The organism is Steroidobacter sp. (assembly GCF_016790065.1).
GTDB lineage: Bacteria > Pseudomonadota > Gammaproteobacteria > Steroidobacterales > Steroidobacteraceae > Steroidobacter.
Genome location: NZ_JAEUPY010000067.1, coordinates 1 through 16,631, shown reverse-complemented (window position 1 = coordinate 16,631; position 16,631 = coordinate 1). Strand labels below are relative to the sequence as shown.

The 16,631-nt window shown below is 61.6% G+C and carries 16 protein-coding genes; 10 read left to right on the top strand and 6 right to left on the bottom strand.

The genetic code is table 11. The features are described 5' to 3' along the window. Together JNL55_RS02550 and JNL55_RS02545 are read left to right on the top strand one after the other, a co-directional pair. Positions 1-1,038 (top strand): TonB-dependent receptor (locus JNL55_RS02550; protein WP_293848852.1); only part of this gene is annotated, 1,038 nt, incomplete at its 5' end. Between the two features lie 18 nt (positions 1,039-1,056). Then, a complete protein-coding gene (locus JNL55_RS02545) occupies positions 1,057-2,763 on the top strand; it encodes a serine hydrolase domain-containing protein (protein WP_293848854.1) in 1,707 nt (568 codons plus the stop codon). A gap of 7 nt (positions 2,764-2,770) precedes the next feature. On the opposite strand, the gene JNL55_RS02540 is transcribed toward JNL55_RS02545, so the two are convergent. The 3 genes from JNL55_RS02540 to JNL55_RS02530 form a co-directional block, all read right to left on the bottom strand. Next, the gene (locus tag JNL55_RS02540; RefSeq protein WP_293848850.1) at positions 2,771-3,949 is read right to left on the bottom strand and encodes an acetyl-CoA C-acyltransferase; all 1,179 of its coding nucleotides are present in this window, start codon (positions 3,947-3,949) and stop codon (positions 2,771-2,773) included. A 150-nt stretch (positions 3,950-4,099) separates the two neighbouring features. Continuing rightward, entirely contained in the window at positions 4,100-5,170 is a 1,071-nt protein-coding gene (locus JNL55_RS02535) for a Glu/Leu/Phe/Val dehydrogenase dimerization domain-containing protein (protein ID WP_293848847.1), read from the bottom strand. Between the two features lie 66 nt (positions 5,171-5,236). Further along, positions 5,237-6,022, bottom strand: coding sequence for a lysophospholipid acyltransferase family protein (locus JNL55_RS02530; protein WP_293848845.1), 786 nt, complete (start codon positions 6,020-6,022; stop codon positions 5,237-5,239). Positions 6,023-6,277: 255 nt separating this feature from the next. Here JNL55_RS02530 and xerD point away from each other — a divergent pair, with 255 nt between their 5' ends. Further along, complete coding sequence (gene xerD, locus JNL55_RS02525; RefSeq protein WP_293848843.1) at positions 6,278-7,177, top strand: site-specific tyrosine recombinase XerD; 900 nt, start codon at positions 6,278-6,280, stop codon at positions 7,175-7,177. A 236-nt stretch (positions 7,178-7,413) separates the two neighbouring features. Next, positions 7,414-8,190, top strand: a complete 777-nt coding sequence (locus JNL55_RS02520; protein ID WP_293848841.1) for a DsbC family protein — start codon at positions 7,414-7,416, stop codon at positions 8,188-8,190. Positions 8,191-8,221: 31 nt separating this feature from the next. Here JNL55_RS02520 and fdxA read toward each other — a convergent pair whose 3' ends face one another. The 3 genes from fdxA to JNL55_RS02505 all read right to left on the bottom strand — a co-directional run bounded on the left by fdxA (position 8,222) and on the right by JNL55_RS02505 (position 9,752). Continuing rightward, positions 8,222-8,545: a ferredoxin FdxA gene (gene fdxA, locus JNL55_RS02515; protein ID WP_293848839.1), complete on the bottom strand. Its 324-nt coding sequence runs from the start codon at positions 8,543-8,545 to the stop codon at positions 8,222-8,224. Between the two features lie 134 nt (positions 8,546-8,679). Beyond that, positions 8,680-9,249, bottom strand: coding sequence for an NUDIX hydrolase (locus JNL55_RS02510; RefSeq protein WP_293848837.1), 570 nt, complete (start codon positions 9,247-9,249; stop codon positions 8,680-8,682). Beyond that, entirely contained in the window at positions 9,246-9,752 is a 507-nt protein-coding gene (locus tag JNL55_RS02505; protein WP_293848834.1) for a MarR family winged helix-turn-helix transcriptional regulator, read from the bottom strand. The genes JNL55_RS02510 and JNL55_RS02505 overlap by 4 nt, the downstream gene beginning before the upstream one ends. 161 nt (positions 9,753-9,913) lie before the next feature. Here JNL55_RS02505 and JNL55_RS02500 point away from each other — a divergent pair, with 161 nt between their 5' ends. From JNL55_RS02500 to JNL55_RS02475, 6 genes are all read left to right on the top strand, one after another. Next, positions 9,914-10,696 (top strand): SDR family NAD(P)-dependent oxidoreductase, encoded by a 783-nt coding sequence (locus JNL55_RS02500; RefSeq protein ID WP_293848832.1) that lies wholly within the window; start codon positions 9,914-9,916, stop codon positions 10,694-10,696. A gap of 19 nt (positions 10,697-10,715) precedes the next feature. Then, complete coding sequence (locus tag JNL55_RS02495) at positions 10,716-11,540, top strand: enoyl-CoA hydratase family protein (protein ID WP_293848830.1); 825 nt, start codon at positions 10,716-10,718, stop codon at positions 11,538-11,540. Next, positions 11,537-12,733, top strand: coding sequence for an acyl-CoA dehydrogenase family protein (locus JNL55_RS02490; protein WP_293848828.1), 1,197 nt, complete (start codon positions 11,537-11,539; stop codon positions 12,731-12,733). Before JNL55_RS02495 ends, JNL55_RS02490 begins: the two co-directional genes overlap by 4 nt. Further along, positions 12,730-13,131: a RidA family protein gene (locus JNL55_RS02485; RefSeq protein WP_293848825.1), complete on the top strand. Its 402-nt coding sequence runs from the start codon at positions 12,730-12,732 to the stop codon at positions 13,129-13,131. Before JNL55_RS02490 ends, JNL55_RS02485 begins: the two co-directional genes overlap by 4 nt. Before the next feature lie 5 nt (positions 13,132-13,136). Continuing rightward, positions 13,137-14,585 (top strand): NADH:flavin oxidoreductase, encoded by a 1,449-nt coding sequence (locus JNL55_RS02480; RefSeq protein WP_293848823.1) that lies wholly within the window; start codon positions 13,137-13,139, stop codon positions 14,583-14,585. A gap of 58 nt (positions 14,586-14,643) precedes the next feature. Further along, on the top strand, positions 14,644-16,631 hold a 1,988-nt coding region (locus JNL55_RS02475), incomplete at its 3' end, for a malate synthase G (RefSeq protein ID WP_293848820.1).

The window sequence follows — 16,631 nt, the reverse complement described above, 5'->3', positions numbered from 1 at the left end:
AACGGCGTCGATGACATCCTCGGCATCTACGACAACGATCGCGATCTGAAACAGGACGCCATCTTTGCCGAGGTGACTTACGATCTCACCGATCAGTTCAAGCTCACCGTCGGCGGCCGGCACTACCAGTATGAAAGGCAGAATCGTCTGGAGACCCAGGGCTGGTTCGTCGGTCGGCCGCTCGGCAACATCAGTGTTTCGGATGTGGCCATCGACAAGGACGGCCAGAACTTCAAAGCCACGCTCAGCTATCAGCCCACCGATCGCGCCATGCTGTACGCCGGTTGGTCGGAAGGCTTTCGGCTCGGTCGACCGTCAGCGGGTTTGATCGACGCCATCTGCGATACCAACGGCGACGGACTCGTGGACGGCGCCAACGTCACCATGGCGTCGACGCGCAAGATCGATTCGGACACGCTGGAGAACTTCGAACTCGGCGGTAAGTTCACGTTGCTGGATGGCAAGCTGGTGGTGAACACCAGCGCCTATCGCATCAATTGGGATGGTCTGCCGACCAACACTCGTGCGACTTGCGGTGGCACCAGCTACTTCTACGTCGCCAATGCAGGCAAGGCTGTTTCGACCGGCGCGGAGTTGCAGGGTAGCTATCAAGTGACGCGCGGGTTGCGAGTCGACTTCGGCGCTTCATATACGGATGCCGAGCTGGCCGCCGATGCTCCGGCTGCGAACGCCTTCGATGGCGATCGCTTGCCGGGGTCGCCGAAGGTGGTCGCAAACCTGGCCCTGCAGTATGACTTCGAGCTCGTGGGCCATGATGCATTCGTTCGCGCTGACTCGGCTTACACCGGCTCGTTCTACGGCAATTTGCAGCAGTCGCCGCTGACTGAATCGGGTGGCTATGTGCGCGCCAACTTGCGCACCGGCATTCGAGTGATGTCGGTCGATGCGGAGTTGTTCGTCAACAACCTCACCAATGTCGATGAGTATGCGTGGCGAGGGTTGACCAATACGCTCTCGGGGTATGGTTACATCATGCGCCCGCGGACTTTCGGTTTGCAGCTGGGTTACCAGTTCTAATCGAGGTTGGGCGTGAGCATGCTGAGTCGCTGTCGGTTCGTGGGGCTGCCGTTGTTGATTTGTGGCAGCTTGGTTGGATCGGCAGCGGCCAGCGACACGCCGAGTGCTCGTATCGTCCAGGCCGAGCAGGTCGTTGCGCGATTTGCTCGGCCGGGTGAGCCGGGCTGTGTAGTCGGTGCGTATCAGTCAGGGCGAGCGCTGGTGCGCACGGCGTTCGGCCTGGCTGATATGGATAGCGGCCGGAAGCTCACGCCCGAGTCCGTGCTTGGTGCGGCGTCGATCAGTAAACAGTTCACCGCGGCCACGGTGGCTCTCGCCGCTGAGCTTAAATATCTCAGCCTCGACGACGACATTCGCAAGTTCCTGCCCGAGCTGCCGGACTACGGATCGAAGATTTCAGTTCGAGATCTGATTCATCATGTCAGTGGGCTGCGTGACTTCAATCATCTGATCAAGCTGAGCTTCAAGCCCGAGTTGTATCGGGACAAGGGCAGCATCGTTGCTTTGGTCGCGCGTCAGAAGGGGCTCAACTTCTCGCCGCGTGCCGAGTTCAGTTACAACAACTCGGGCTATTTGCTGCTCGCGGAGATTGTCCAGCGCGCCACGGGGCGCTCTCTCCAGACATTTGCTCAGGAGCATTTGTTTGGGCCGTTGGGCATGGCTCACACCGGCTTCTCTCGGGCGGCGGCCGAAGAAGCGCTTCGCACGCGGCCTTATTCGCGAGTTGGCGATACCTGGCAGCTCACGCCGCTGGAGAATGCCATCACGCCTGGCCCCGGCGGGTTGATGACGACAGTCGACGACTATCAGCGCTGGGGCTCGCAGCTGATGAGTTCGGCCACGCCGTTGGCCGGTGGTTCGGCTTTGTTGAAGACACTATTGCGGCCGGCGACATTGCTCGACGGTACGACGACCAGTTACGCGTTTGGGTTGGAGATCGCGCCGTATAAAGGGTTCGAGGCGATCAGCCATGGCGGCTCGGGCTTCGGTTACAAAACCTACGGGATGATTTTTCCGCAGCAGTCGTTGGTGGTCGTGAGTTTGTGTAACAACGGTTCGTATGCGGATGCGCTGACGCAGGAGGTGGCAGATGCGTTGCTCGGCGTGGCGTCGTCTACGACAGCCACACCTTCTGCGTCGTTTGTAGCAACGGCTGAGCAGTTGAGGGACTTCGTGGGGTTCTATCGCGACCCGAAGGTTTTCTTCCCTCGCGTTGTCACGCTGCGCGACGGGCAGCTGCAAATGAAGGGCGATGTGATTGAGCGCGTGTTGGAGCCGGTGGCACCCGCTCGCTTTCGGGCCAGTGGCGTGAAAGGAGAGTTTGCGTTCGATGGAGCGCGCTTGCGGCAGCTCGAAAGCAGCCTCTCCAGCGGCAGCAGCGTGTTCGAACGCATCGAGCCTGCGACGCCCAACGCAGCGGCGCTGCAGGGCTACGCGGGCCGCTACTTCAGCCCTGAGCTAAATACGGAATATCTCGTCGCGGTGGAAGCAGGCCGCCTCACCGTGCGAGGGGCGAGCGATCGCAAGGGATCGCCAGGGCCGCTGGTTGTTTTGCAGCCGATGCTGAAAGATGAATTCTGGTCGCCGGAAAACCGGCTGATCGCGCAATTCGTTCGCGACCCCGGCAATCGAGTGCAGAGCCTACAGGTCAGCGCGCAGTTCGGCTGGATCCGACGTTTGGAATTTGTTCGGGTCCCGGCCCCGAACGGTGCCGGGACCCGATAACACTGACTTAGACGATCTCAACCGCCAACGCCGTCGCCTCACCACCGCCGATGCACAGCGAAGCAACACCGCGCTTCAGATTGCGATTACGCAGCGCATGGACCAGCGTGGTGAGGATGCGAGCGCCGGTGGCGCCGATGGGGTGGCCGAGGGCGCAGGCGCCGCCGTTGACGTTGACCTTGGCGTGATCGAGGCCGACATCCTTGATGGCAGCCATGGCCACGACCGCGAACGCTTCGTTGATTTCATACAAATCCACATCGCCAGCCGACCAGCCCGTCTTGGCGAGCAAAGACTGAATCGCACCGACCGGAGCAGTGGTGAACCACTCAGGTGCCTGCGCGAAGCTGGTGTAACCAACGATCTTCGCCAGCGGCTGCAAATTGTGCTGACGAACAGCCGCGGCGCTCGCAATGAGCAAAGCAGACGCGCCATCGGAAATCGAAGAAGAGCTGGCGGCAGTCACCGTGCCGTCCTTAGCGAACGCCGGCTTCAAGCTCGGAATCTTGCTGATGTCACAAGTGAACGGGGTTTCGTCTTTGGCAACCACGCGCTCGCCCTTGCGATCTTTGACGGTGACGGGCGCCACTTCGTTATTGAAGTTCGAGCCTTCGACAGCAGCCAACGCGCGACGCACCGATTCAGCAGCGAACTCATCTTGCTGCTGACGAGTGAAGCCGTACTTGGCTGCGGTGGCTTCGGCGAACGTGCCCATCATCTTGCCGTCGAACGGGCTTTGCAGGCCGTCGAAAAACATATGATCCAGAATTTCCGAATGACCCATGCGCAAACCGCCGCGCGCTTTGGGAATCAAGTAAGGCGCGTTGGTCATGGACTCGATGCCACCAGCCAGCACCACATTCGCCGAGCCGGCGCGAATCTGATCCGCCGCCATCATCACGGCCTTGAGGCCCGAGCCGCACATCTTGTTGATGGTGGTCGCCGGCACTTTCTGCGGCACGCCGCCGGCCAACGCAGCCTGGCGGCCGGGGGCCTGGCCGATACCGGCCATCAGCACACACCCCAAAATGGTTTCGTCGATCTGTTCGGCCGACAAGCCTGAATCTTTCACCGCGGCTTGTACGGCGGCGGCGCCGAGCTGCGGAGCGGTCAGCGGGCTGAGTGCGCCCTGGAAGGCACCGATGGGAGTACGACGGGCGGCAACGATGTAAACCGGTTCGCTCATGGGAGTGCTCGACTTTGAGTGAGGGCGCCGCAGTCGTTATGGCGACTGCTTAACTTACTTGCAAGTACCCTAAGCCTACGACTGATTTGTATGCAGTGCAATATGATCCGCCCGCGGCTGGCTCGGGCGCAAGTCAGGAACCGCCGAGGGTCAGCCGCTCGCGTACGGCAGTTTGATGCGGCTGATTGCGCCAATCCGTTCTTCCGCCAGGCGCCGCGCGGCTTGCCAGGTCGGAATGTTGCTGCGAGCGGCGAGGGCCAGAATCCGGCCGATGATGCCGTGGATGCGGGCGACGCTGCGCAGTGCCCGATCTTCGTTGTAACCCTCGAGCTCCATCGCGCTGTTCATCAGGCCGCCGGCATTGATGGCGTAGTCGGGTGCGTACAGAATGCCGCGACGTTCCAGCTCGGTGCCCAGCTCTTCGGACTCGAGTTGATTGTTGGCGCCGCCGGCGACGATGCGACAACGCAAACGAGGCAGCGTGTCTTCGTTGATGACCGCGCTCAGCGCGCAGGGCGAAAATACATCGGCGTCGACATCGTAGATTTGTGACATCGGCACCGCTTCGGCGCCGAACTCGGCAACGGCGTGCTCGATACGATCTTCGTTGAGATCGGTGACGAAAACTTTGGCGCCGGCCGCTCGCAACGATTTCACCAGGTGATAGCCGACTTGTCCGGCGCCTTGCACGGCGAAGCTGGTTCGTCGCAGATCCGCATGGCCGAGTTTGAATTCGAGACAGGCGCGAATGCCATGCAACGTGCCGAGCGCGGTGAAGCGAGAAGGATCGCCGCTGCCGCCGATGAGTTGCGGCACGCCGACCACGTGGCGCGTCTCCTGGCGAATCGATTCCATGTCGTCGCTGTTGGTGCCGACGTCTTCGGTGACGATGTAGCGGCCGCCGAGCGATTGAATGTAGCGACCCAGCGCGCGAAACAGCGCTTCGCTTTTATCCGTTTCGGGGTTACCGATCAGCACGCCTTTGGCGCCGCCCAGATTCAGGCCGGCGAGCGCGGCTTTGTGGGTCATGTCGGCGGAGTGTTTGAGCACATCGCGCACCGCATCCGCTTCGTTCGCGTACGGCCACATGCGCAACCCGCCGAGCGCCGGGCCCAGCGAGGTGTTGTGAATCGCGATCACACAGCGCAAGCCGCTGTCGCGATGCTGGAAGAACACCACTTGCTCGTGACCGAGCCGGCCCACTGCTTCGAACAGATTCATCGCCGTTCCTCGAAAGCTTGAGGATTGGATTATAGGCGTCGTCCGTGACGAATCGGCGAGTGGTGATTACGAGCGACGCGATTGAAGAGCCGCAATGCCGTCCGTTGAAGACAGATCCGGCTCACCCAACTCGGCAAGAATGCGGGCGTGCGCCAGATCGCGCGTATGGGCGACGGCCTCGGATGACTTCATGTCTCGCATCGGGCCGATCGACGGCAACACTTGAATGTCGATACGTCCCGGGCGTGGCAGAAACCGTCCAGACGGCAGGATGGAGCGCGTGCCCTTGATCACCAGTGGCACCACCGGCAAGTCCACTCGCGCGGCGATGGTGAAAGCACCGCTATGAAATTTGCCGAGCCCCGGCTCAGCAAGGAAGGTGCCTTCCGGGAAGAACGCGAGTGCCTGGCCGGCATCCGCGGCTTTGAGCAGTCGCCGTGCGTCCATGCCGCCGGCGTGGCGATTGAAGCGATCGACGAACTCCGAACCGATCCGTCGCAATAGCAAGCCCGCCAGCGGTACCCGGCTGAACTCTTTCTTGATGACGAACGAGAAGCGTGCCGGCAGGGCCGCCTTGAGCACGATGCCGTCGAGGTAGCTGGCGTGATTGGCCACCACCACGCAGGGCCCGGTGGGCAGCAATTGCTCGTCGATCACGCGTAGCCGCAAGCCGGCGACCGCGAAAAACGCCCGACCGGCGAAGTGGGCGATATGCCGACGAGCCTTGATGCCCAATGGCAACAATACGGCCACGAAGGCGCTCAGCCCGAAGGTCAGGAACACCACCAGGACATACACGCCGTAAACGATTTCCAACAAGGTGAGCGGCACGCGCTTCAAGGCGTCAGTCATAACTCGACAGGGAAGTCACCAGAGATTTTATGTTGAGCCGGCATGGAATGCGTGATGCGGTCGATTTCTGTGAACTGAGTCTCTTTATGTAAACCCTGCCGGGGTTCTGTGATTGTAATCACGCCCCGCGCCGGACCCCGTCTCCATACTGCCCGCCATCGATTTAACGGTGCCGCGATTTCCGAAGCGGCGTTAAACCTAAAGGCGATGAGCAGCGTAACTAAAGCATCAGTCTACTCGAGGTCAGGCGAGGATATGCCCGAGACGCCGTCATTGGCGGCCATCGACCGCTTTCTCGACGCAGTGTGGATGGAGCGCGGATTGTCGCCCAACACCCTATCGGCGTACCGCGCCGATTTGACTGCCCTCGATCGGTGGCTGCAATCACGAGGCACGGCGAGTGTCGTCGCCAAGCGGGCCGACCTACTCGCGTTCATCGCACATCGAGTCGAAGCAGGTGCTCGGCCGCGGTCCACCGCCCGACAGCTGTCCAGCTTCCGTCGATTCTATCGTTATCTGATCCGCGACGGCGCCATCAAGGAAGACCCGACCGCGCAGATCGCCATGCCCAAGATCGGCCGCTCGCTGCCGAAGTCGTTGACCGAGGAAGAGGTCGAGGCGTTGTTGAAGGCGCCGGCCGTCGAAGATCCGCTGGGTCATCGCGACCGCTGCATGCTCGAGGTGTTGTACGCCACTGGCTTGCGCGTCTCCGAATTGGTCAACCTGAAGTCCAGTCAGGTGAACATGAATCAGGGCGTGTTGCGCATCGTCGGCAAAGGCGATCGCGAACGCTTGATTCCGCTCGGCGACGAGGCGGTGTCCTGGCTGCAGAAATTCATGAACGGTCCGCGGCTCGAGATCCTGCTGGAACGTCAGACCGACTATCTGTTCCCCACGCGTCGTGGCGACCGGATGACGCGCCAGGCGTTCTGGCACATCATCAAGCGCTACGCGGCCAAGGCCGGCGTGCAGAAGGCGTTGTCGCCGCATACGCTGCGTCATGCATTCGCCACGCACTTGCTAAACCATGGCGCCGACCTGCGCGTCGTGCAGATGCTGTTGGGTCATAGCGACTTGTCGACCACGCAGATCTATACGCACGTAGCTCGCGAGCGCATGAAAGAGCTGCACGCGACTCATCACCCCCGAGGGTGAGCACGGATGCCTTTTCGAAGCGACTTAACGTCGCTTCGAACCGTGCGAACGCCGGTACGCGGACGTAACGGCTGGTCGCCGCTCCAGGGATGGCTGCTTGAGACCAACGTCGCGGCTTAATGCCCGATCTTCGGTTTCGTATTAGACTCCGCCGGCCTCCCACAGCCGAATACCGTTGAACTTGCGGGGGCGCCACGGCGTCCAACGCTGGGCCGAAGACGGTCACGAGAGTCCCCATGAAAAAGCTGTTGTTGTGTCTGCTCGCCTGCGTGGCGGCCTCGTCCTTCGCGGCCGAGACACCTGCGCCTGCGCCCGCTGCCGGCACTGCCGCCAAGCCCGTGGACCAGAAAGCCTCCACGGCCATTCGCGCCGCCATCGCCAAGAAATTCCCGGACATGAAGGTCGACGACGTGCGCGCCACGCCGATGACCGGCATCTATGAAGTCACCATGGGGTCGGACCTGGCGTACGTCAGCGCCGACGGCCGTTACCTGATCGCCGGCGACCTGTACGAGATCGACACCCGTACCAACCTGACCGAATCCGGCCGGCAAAAGAATCGGGTGGCGGCGCTGGCCAAGCTGGATGAGCGCGAAATGATCGTGTTCAAGCCCACCAAGGTGAAACACACCATCACCGTGTTCACTGACGTGGAATGCGGTTACTGCCGCAAGCTCCACAGCGAAATCAGTCAATTGAACGAGCTGGGCGTGCAGGTGCGCTACCTGGCCTATCCGCGCGCCGGGCCGGGCACCGATGACTGGCGCAAGATGGAAGCCGTGTGGTGCTCCAAGGACCGCAAGAACGCCATCACCGAAGCCAAGGCGGGCCGCGACGTGAAGTCGCAGCAGTGCGCCACGCCGATCGCGAAGCAGTTCGAGTTGGGCGAGAAGCTGGGCGTGCGCGGCACACCGGCCATTTTCACCAACACGGGCGACTACATCGGCGGCTATCTGGCGCCCGATGCGATGGTGAAGGAACTGGATCGCCTGGCGGCCGCTGCCAAGAACTAGAGCGGCCGTAGCGCTGCGCGCCTAGCGCAGCTTACTTTTCCAGCAGCTTGAGCTTGTCCGGCTTGCCGTCCCAGTCCTTGGCGTCGGCCGGCTGCGGCTTTTTCTCGGTGATCACCGGCCAGGCCTTGGTCAGCTCGGCATTGAGCTGCTTGAAATGCTGTTGGCCGTCCGGCAGCTCCTCTTCGGAGAAAATGGCCTCGGCCGGGCATTCCGGCTCGCACAGCGTGCAGTCGATGCACTCATCCGGATCGATCACCAGGAAGTTCGGGCCTTCGTGGAAACAGTCGACCGGGCACACCTCGACACAATCGGTGTACTTGCACTTGATGCAGTTTTCAGTGACGACGAAGGTCATCGGCTAGAACTCCGGGAATCGCTCGGCGGGCGGTTGCAAACAGGTAAAGGCGCCGCTCGCGGGCGCGCATTGTGCCAAACGGGGCGCGGGGATGCGAGGCTGGCCAGTCAGTTCGATGAGCAGGTGGGCCGGTTTTATTGAGAATGGCCATCGGTCAGGATGGCTTTGCCGTCCCGCCAGTCGATATCGCGGAAGTGCAGCTGCTCCCGGCCTAGCCGCCGATCCTCCAGATAGCGCCGCAGGCCGAACTCGACGCTCAAAAAGGCGATTTCCGGCCAGGGAATCTCCTCTTCGGCATACAGCCGCGACTCCAGGCTTTCCGGCCCGATCCCGAACGAGGGCTCGATCAGCGTGGCCCGGAACATGATGTGTACTTGATGGGCTCGGATCACGTTGACGATGGCCAGCAACGAGCCGATGCGCACGTGCGCCAGCGCCTCTTCCATGGCCTCGCGTGCCGCTGCGTGCTGGACCGATTCACCGTTCTCCATGAAGCCGGCCGGGGTGGTCCAGAAGCCGTGGCGCGGCTCGATGGCCCGTTTACACAACAGCAGCTTGCCTTCGTGCTCGATGACGCAGCCGGCGATGATCCGCGGGGTCTCATAGTGGATGGTGCCGCAAGCCGCGCACACGAAGCGGGGCAAGTGGTCGCCCGCCGGCACGCTCAGGCTCACCGGCTGGGCGCAGTTGGAGCAGAACTTCATGCGGGTTGCTCGTCCTCGTGCTCGTCGATGGAGTGCCGCACCGACGCCAGCAGCTTCATCAACTGCTCCATCTGCTGCTCAGTCAGGCCAGCGAACATCTTGTCGATCCATTTCTCATGGCCGCGCGCCATGCGCTGAAACACATCGCGGCCCTTGCGGGTCAAGCGCACGGTGGCGACGCGACGATCGTCCGATTCCAAGGTGCGCACCACCAGCAACTCCTCGATCAGCCGATTCACGATGCCGGTGACATTGCCGTTCGAGACCAGCAGCGCCGCCGACAGCTGACTCATGGTCAAGCCATCCGGCTCCCGCTCCAGCGCTGCCATCACGTCGAAGCGAGGCAGCGTGGTGGCGAACTCCGCTTCGAACCGCCCTCGGATGCGCCGTTCGATGATCATGGAGCAGCTCAGCAGCCGCAGCCACAACCGCAGCGAGGCCTTGCTGTGCGGCGCGCCGCCGAGCTTTTCGGCGAAGGCGCGGGGAGGGGGAGGTTGGCTCATCGTACGTGGGGTTCCGGACCGGCAGGCTCGAATCCTAAAAGACTTGCAGAACAGCAGCAATGACCTGGAAAAATCAGGCTGCGGCGCAGATGCTTGACACTTAAAATATATCGACCGTAGTATGGCCCTCGGTGCGGTGGGTCACAATCGATGGGTGCAGCTTGAGCACGAATTCAGCAGCGCTGGCGGGCAAGCATGCCTTGGTCACCGGAGCGAGTCGCGGCATCGGCGTGGCCATCGCTCAACGCTTGCTCGACGAGGGTGCGCGCGTAACGCTGCTCGGTCGTCATCTTCCCAAGGTGTTGGAAGTGGCGACCAAGCTCAGCGAATCCAATGCCTATGCCGTAGCGGCGGATGTCAGCAACAGCGATCAGTTGTATGCGGCCGTTCAGGACGCGAGCAATCGCTTCGGCCCCATCGACATCTTGATCAATAACGCTGGCCAGGCTTCCAGCGCCCCGCTGCACAAGACCGATGAAGCGCTGTGGCAAGCCATGCTGGCCGTCAATCTCACCGGCACGTTCAATGGGATTCGGCACGTACTGCCGTCGATGTTGCAAAGAAACTTCGGTCGCATCGTCAATGTCGCCAGCACCGCGGGATTGAAGGGTTATCCGTATGTGGCGGCGTACAGCGCGGCCAAGCATGGCGTCATCGGTTTGACCCGCTCGCTGGCGTTGGAGGTGGCGGGACGGAACATCACCGTCAACGCGGTGTGTCCGGGCTACACGGACACCGATCTGATTCGCGAGACCATCAGTAACATTCAGGCGAAGACTTCGCGTTCGGAAAGCGAGGCCTTGGCAGCGCTGGTGGCCAGCAATCCACAGCGTCGTTTGATTCGCTGTGAAGAAGTCGCCAACGCCGTGGCCTGGTTGTGTGTGCCGGGCAGCGAGAGCGTCACCGGCCAGAGCATCGCGGTCGCCGGTGGCGAGGTCATGTAAGCAAATTCGCCGAGGACGCATGTCATTCACCCAACTGAAACTGTCGGACTACCAGGCCAAGCATTTCCTGTGGCGGGTGGAGCAGGGCGTGGGCTATGTCACGCTCAATATTCCCGAACGCAAGAATCCGCTGACGTTCGATTCGTATGCCGAGCTGCGCGATCTGTTTCGCGACTTGGTCTATGACAAGGACGTCCGTGCCATCGTGATCGACGGTGCCGGCGCCAATTTCTCTTCCGGCGGCGACGTGCACGACATCATCGGCCCGCTGACGCGCATGAGCATGCCGGAGTTGCTGACGTTCACGCGCATGACTGGCGATCTGGTCAAAGCCATTCGCAGTTGTCCGCAAGTAGTGATCTCGGCGGTGGACGGAATTTGCGCCGGCGCGGGTGCGATCATTGCGATGGTCTCGGATATGCGTATCGGCACACCTGCTGTGAAAACCGCCTTCCTGTTTACTCGTGTGGGATTGGCCGGATGTGACATGGGCGCGTGCGCCATCCTGCCCAGAATCATCGGTCAGGGGCGTGCAGCGGAGCTGATGTTTACAGGCCGCGCGATGACGGCGGAGGAAGGCGAGCGCTGGGGCTTCTTCAATCAAGTCGTTGCCGCCGATCAGCTGTTGCCCGAAGCAACTAAGCTGGCGCGCAGCCTGGCGACTGGTCCGATGTTCGCGCACAGCATGACCAAGAACATGCTCAACCAGGAATGGAACATGAGCATCGAACAGGCGCTGGAAGCCGAGGCGCAGGCGCAGGCCATCTGTATGCAGACCGACGATTTTCGCCGCGCGTTCGAAGCGTTCGCGGCCAAGCGTAAACCGGAGTTCGTCGGCCAATGAACGTACAGTTCGATCTGAGCGAACGGCTCAGCTGGCCGTTCTTCGGCCCGGAGCATCGCACGCTCGCTGACCTGGTGACGTCATGGAGTGCCGAGCATCTGTCTGACTCAGAGCATGACGAGTCGCGCGATGCTGTCGACGCACAAGCTCGCAAGTTAGTCGCGGCGCTCGGCAAAGCCGGCATCACTCGTTACTGCGTGCGAGCCGAACATGGCGGCGCGCTGAAAGATTTCGACTCGCGTGCGATTTGTTTGATCCGAGAGACCTTGGCCTATCACGACGGCTTGGCCGATTTCTCGTTCGCCATGCAAGGGCTCGGTAGCGGTTCGTTGTCGCTGGCTGGCGAGTCGGCGCTTCAGCAGCAGTATTTGCCTCGGGTTGCCAACGGTTCGGCGATCTCCGCTTTTGCGTTGTCTGAGCCGGAAGCCGGCTCAGACGTTGCGGCCATGCAGACATCCGCCCGTCGCGATGGCGATCACTATGTTTTGAACGGCAGCAAGACCTGGATTTCCAACGGCGGCATCGCAGACATGTACTGCGTGTTCGCTCGCACCACGCCGGGCCAGAAGCGAGCCGATGGAACGGTGGGCGCGCAAGGTATCTCCGCATTCCTAGTCGAGCCGAACGATCCGGGCTTCAGTATCGAGAAGCGTATCGATGTAATTGCGCCCCATCCGCTCGGCACGCTGCGATTCGCGAACTGCCGCGTTCCAGTCAGTCGTCGCATCGGTGCTGAAGGCGATGGCTTCAAGATCGCCATGCGCACGTTGGATATCTTCCGATCCTCCGTCGCGTCCGCGGCGTTGGGATTCGCGCGACGAGCTTTGGACGAAGCGGTCGCGTATTCACGCCAACGCGCGATGTTCGGCAAGACACTCGCGGACTTTCAACTCACTCAGGCTGCAATCGCTGAAATGGCTACGGCCGTCGATGCCGCTGCACTGCTGACGTATCGCGCTGCCTGGCAGCGTGACACCGGTCAACCTGTGACCAAGAGTGCCGCCATGGCCAAGATGACCGCGACCGAAAGTGCACAGAGCGTCATCGATCGCGCCGTGCAAATGTTCGGTGGTCGTGGCGTCGTGCACGGCGAAGTCGTCGAACGTCTGTATCGAGATATTCGCGCCTTGCGCATCTATGAGGGTGCGACCGAGGTGCAGAAGCTGATCATTGCCCGCGAGGTTTTGAAATGACCGCTCAAGTGTTGCAACCCGCTGGCTGGCCGCGTCCGAAAGGCTATTCGAACGGCATGGCGGCCGAGGGCCTGCAGGTGTTCGTCGCCGGGCAAGTGGGTTGGGATGAGCGGCAGCAGTTTCCGGAGACGCTGGGCGAGCAGGTGCGCCAGACGTTCAAGAACATCGTCGCGGTATTGAAGGAAGCCGGCGCGACTCCAGAGCATCTTGTGCGCTTGACTTGGTATGTGACCAGCCGTGACGAGTACTACGCCGAGTTGCCGCAGATCGGGCAGGCGTATCGCGACATCATCGGTCGTAACTTTCCGGCGATGGCCGTGGTGCAAGTGGTGGCGCTGATGGAGGCGAAGGCCAAGGTGGAAATCGAAGCCACCGCAGTCGTGCCCAGCGCGCGCTGATCACCATGTCGATGTGGCGCCCACCGGAGAGGATTCGTCATCAGCCGGTTGCCGGTCCCTGGCCCAGTGCTGAACGCGCCGCACGCTCTCGTTTGTTCAGTCCCATCCAACTCGGGCCGCTGGCGCTGGAACAACGCACCTGGGTGCCGGCGATGGTGCCTTGGCGTGCCACTGACGATGGTTTCGTCTCGCCGAACGTGCTCGCGTGGTACGAGCGTTTCGCTCGCGGTCGGCCGGGTGCCATTGTCATCGAAGCCACCGGCATCAGAGATGTTCCCAGCGGCCCTTTGCTGCGTCTCGGCGACGATCGTTTCTTGGCGGGCATTCGCGAGTTGGTGGAAGTGGTGCGAAAGGCCAGCGACGGTCACACCAAACTGCTGATCCAATTGATCGACTTCCTCGCCATGAGGCGCCGTCCGGAGCGAGCGAAGTATTTCGAGCGCCTGCTGCGTATCACGCCGGCTCATCGCGAAGCATTGCAAATGAGCAGCGAGTCCGAGTCAGAGGTGCGAGCCAGGTTGGCTGCCCTCGATGATGAAACATTGCGTTCGGTGCTGTCGGCTCGTGAGCTGGAATCGCTGGAACGAGGCTATCGCGAGCGCGTGACCGACGTGGAGCTCGATCACATCGCAAAGTTGCCCGAGACCTTGCCGACCCTGTTTGCTGAGGCGGCGACGCGTGCGGAGAAGGCCGGGCTCGATGGCGTCGAGCTGCACTACGCGCACGCGTATACGATGGCGTCGTTTCTCTCGGCGACCAATGATCGTCAAGACGGTTACGGCGGTTCGCGCGAGGCGCGAGTGAGATTGCCGCTGGAGGTCTATTCCTCGGTGCGTGCAGCAGTGAGTAAGAACTTCGCCGTCGGTTGTCGTTTCCTGGCGCAGGAATGCATCGACGGTGGCAGCAGCATCGACGATGCTGTTTGGTATGCGACTGAGTTCGCCAGCGCCGGTATGGATTTCATTTCGGTGTCTCGCGGCGGCAAGTTCGACGATGCGAAACAGCCGAAGGTGGGCGAGGCGGCGTATCCATACACGGGACCCAGCGGCTACGAGTGCATGCCGTCCTATTACTCGGACGCCACCGGGCCGTTCGGTCGCAATCTGGTGCCCTCGAAACGCATTCGCGAATCGATTCGCGCGGCCGGTCAGGTGACACCACTGGTCACCGCTGGCGGCATCCATAACTTCCAACAAGCCGAAGAAGTGTTGGTCTCGGAGCAGGCCGACGTGGTCGGTTTCGCCCGGCAGGCCTTGGCCGACCCGGATTGGTTCAGCAAAGTGTTGCGCGGCCAGGGTGCCGACGTGCGCCTATGTATGTACACCAACTACTGCGAGGCGCTGGATCAGCGGCATCGCGAAGTCACATGCGAGTTGTGGGATCGCCAAGACTTGGACCAACCCGGCGTGGCGCGCTCGGCTGACGGTAAACGCCGACTGATTGCTCCGGACTAGTAAGCGCTACAGCGGAACTCTATAGTCCTACGCAGTTCGAGCTGCGAGTGACACGACGATGAGCGCAAGAGTGAAGGTGGGGAGCCTGGAAGTCGCCGCGGTGCTGCACGATTTCGTACGGCGGGCCTTGGCGGGGACCGGCGTGCAGGAACCGGCGTTCTGGGCCGGGCTGCAGCGCATCGTCGGCGAATTCTCACCTCGTAATGAGCAGCTACTGGCCAAGCGCGATCGGCTGCAGAGTCAGATCGACGGCTGGTGGCAGGAGCACAAGGGCAAGCCGCTGGACGTGGCGAAACAGCGCCAGTTCCTGGAGTCCATCGGTTATCTGGTGCCAGAGCCCGCGGCATTCCAAGTCGATACCGATCATGTGGATCGCGAGATTGCGCACATCGCCGGTCCGCAGCTGGTGGTGCCACTCAGCAATGCACGTTATGCGTTGAATGCAGCGAATGCGCGGTGGGGCAGTCTCTATGACGCGCTCTACGGCACCGATGCGTTGGCGCCGCCGTTGCCGGCAGGCTCGCCATACAACGCCGAACGAGGCGCGAAAGTCATCGCCTATGCACGCGCACTGTTAGATCAAGTCGCGCCGCTCGCCTCCGGCAAGCACGCAGATGCAACCAAATATTCCGTCGATGGCGACAAGCTGCGTGTCACGTTGAAAGACGGTTCGCAGACGACGCTGGCTCTGGTCGCGGAATTCGAAGGTTGGCGCGGACCAGCCGAGCAGCCCGACGGTATTCTGCTGCGTCATCACGGCCTGCATCTCGACATCGTCATCGATCGCAACCATCCCATCGGCGCCACCGATCCGGCTGGCGTTGCCGATGTGGTGCTCGAGTCCGCGGTGACCACTATTCAAGACTGCGAGGACTCGGTCGCCGCTGTGGACGCGGAAGAGAAAGTCGCCGTCTACACCAATTGGTTCGGTTTGATGAAAGGCGATCTGCAGGCCAGCTTTGCCAAGGGCAAAGGCACGGTCAGTCGTACGCTCAATGGCGACCGCACTTACTCCGTGCCTGGCAACAAGCAGCTGACGTTGCCCGGTCGCAGCCTGATGCTCGTGCGCAATGTCGGTCATCACATGCGCACCGATGCCGTGCTTCACGAAGGCAAAGAAATTTTCGAGACCGTGTTGGACGCGCTGGTCACGGTCGCGGTTGCTCTGCATGACATTCGCGGCGGCGGCAAAAATAGCCGCACCGGCTCGGTGTATGTGGTGAAGCCGAAGATGCACGGTCCTGAGGAAGCGGCCCTCGCCAACGATTTGTTCGGTTGGGTGGAAGAGGTGCTGGGCCTGGCCAAGCATACGGTGAAGATCGGTGTGATGGACGAAGAACGTCGCACCAGCTTGAATCTGCGCGCCTGCATCGAGCAGGTAAAGCATCGCATCGTATTCATCAACACCGGCTTCTTGGATCGCACTGGCGATGAGATTCACACGGCCATGCAAGGTGGGGCGGTGCTGCGTAAGGACGCCATCAAGACTCAGCCTTGGTTGGTGTCGTACGAGAAGCGCAATGTCGAGATCGGCTTGCTGGCTGGCCTTCGCGGCCGCGCTCAGATCGGTAAAGGCATGTGGGCCATGCCGGACAAGATGGCGGGCATGCTGGCTGCGAAAGCGGGTCATCCGCGAGCCGGAGCTAACACGGCGTGGGTGCCTTCGCCGACGGCAGCGACGCTGCATGCGCTTCATTATCATCAGGTCGACGTGCGCACCGTTCAGAACGATCTGCAGCGGCATCTGCAGACGGATGCGGCGACCGGCATCGATGATCTGTTGCGTTCGCCGCTCGCGACGTCGAGTTTCAGCGCTGAAGAGATTCAGAGCGAGCTCGACAACAATATCCAAGGCATTCTGGGTTACGTGGTGCGTTGGATCGACTCGGGCGTCGGTTGCTCCAAGGTGCCGGACATTCATGATGTGGGCTTGATGGAAGATCGCGCCACGTTACGCATTTCCAGTCAGCACGTGGCCAATTGGCTGCTGCACGGTGTTTGTACCGAGGCTCAGGTCAAAGAGACCTTGCAGCGCATGGCTGCGAT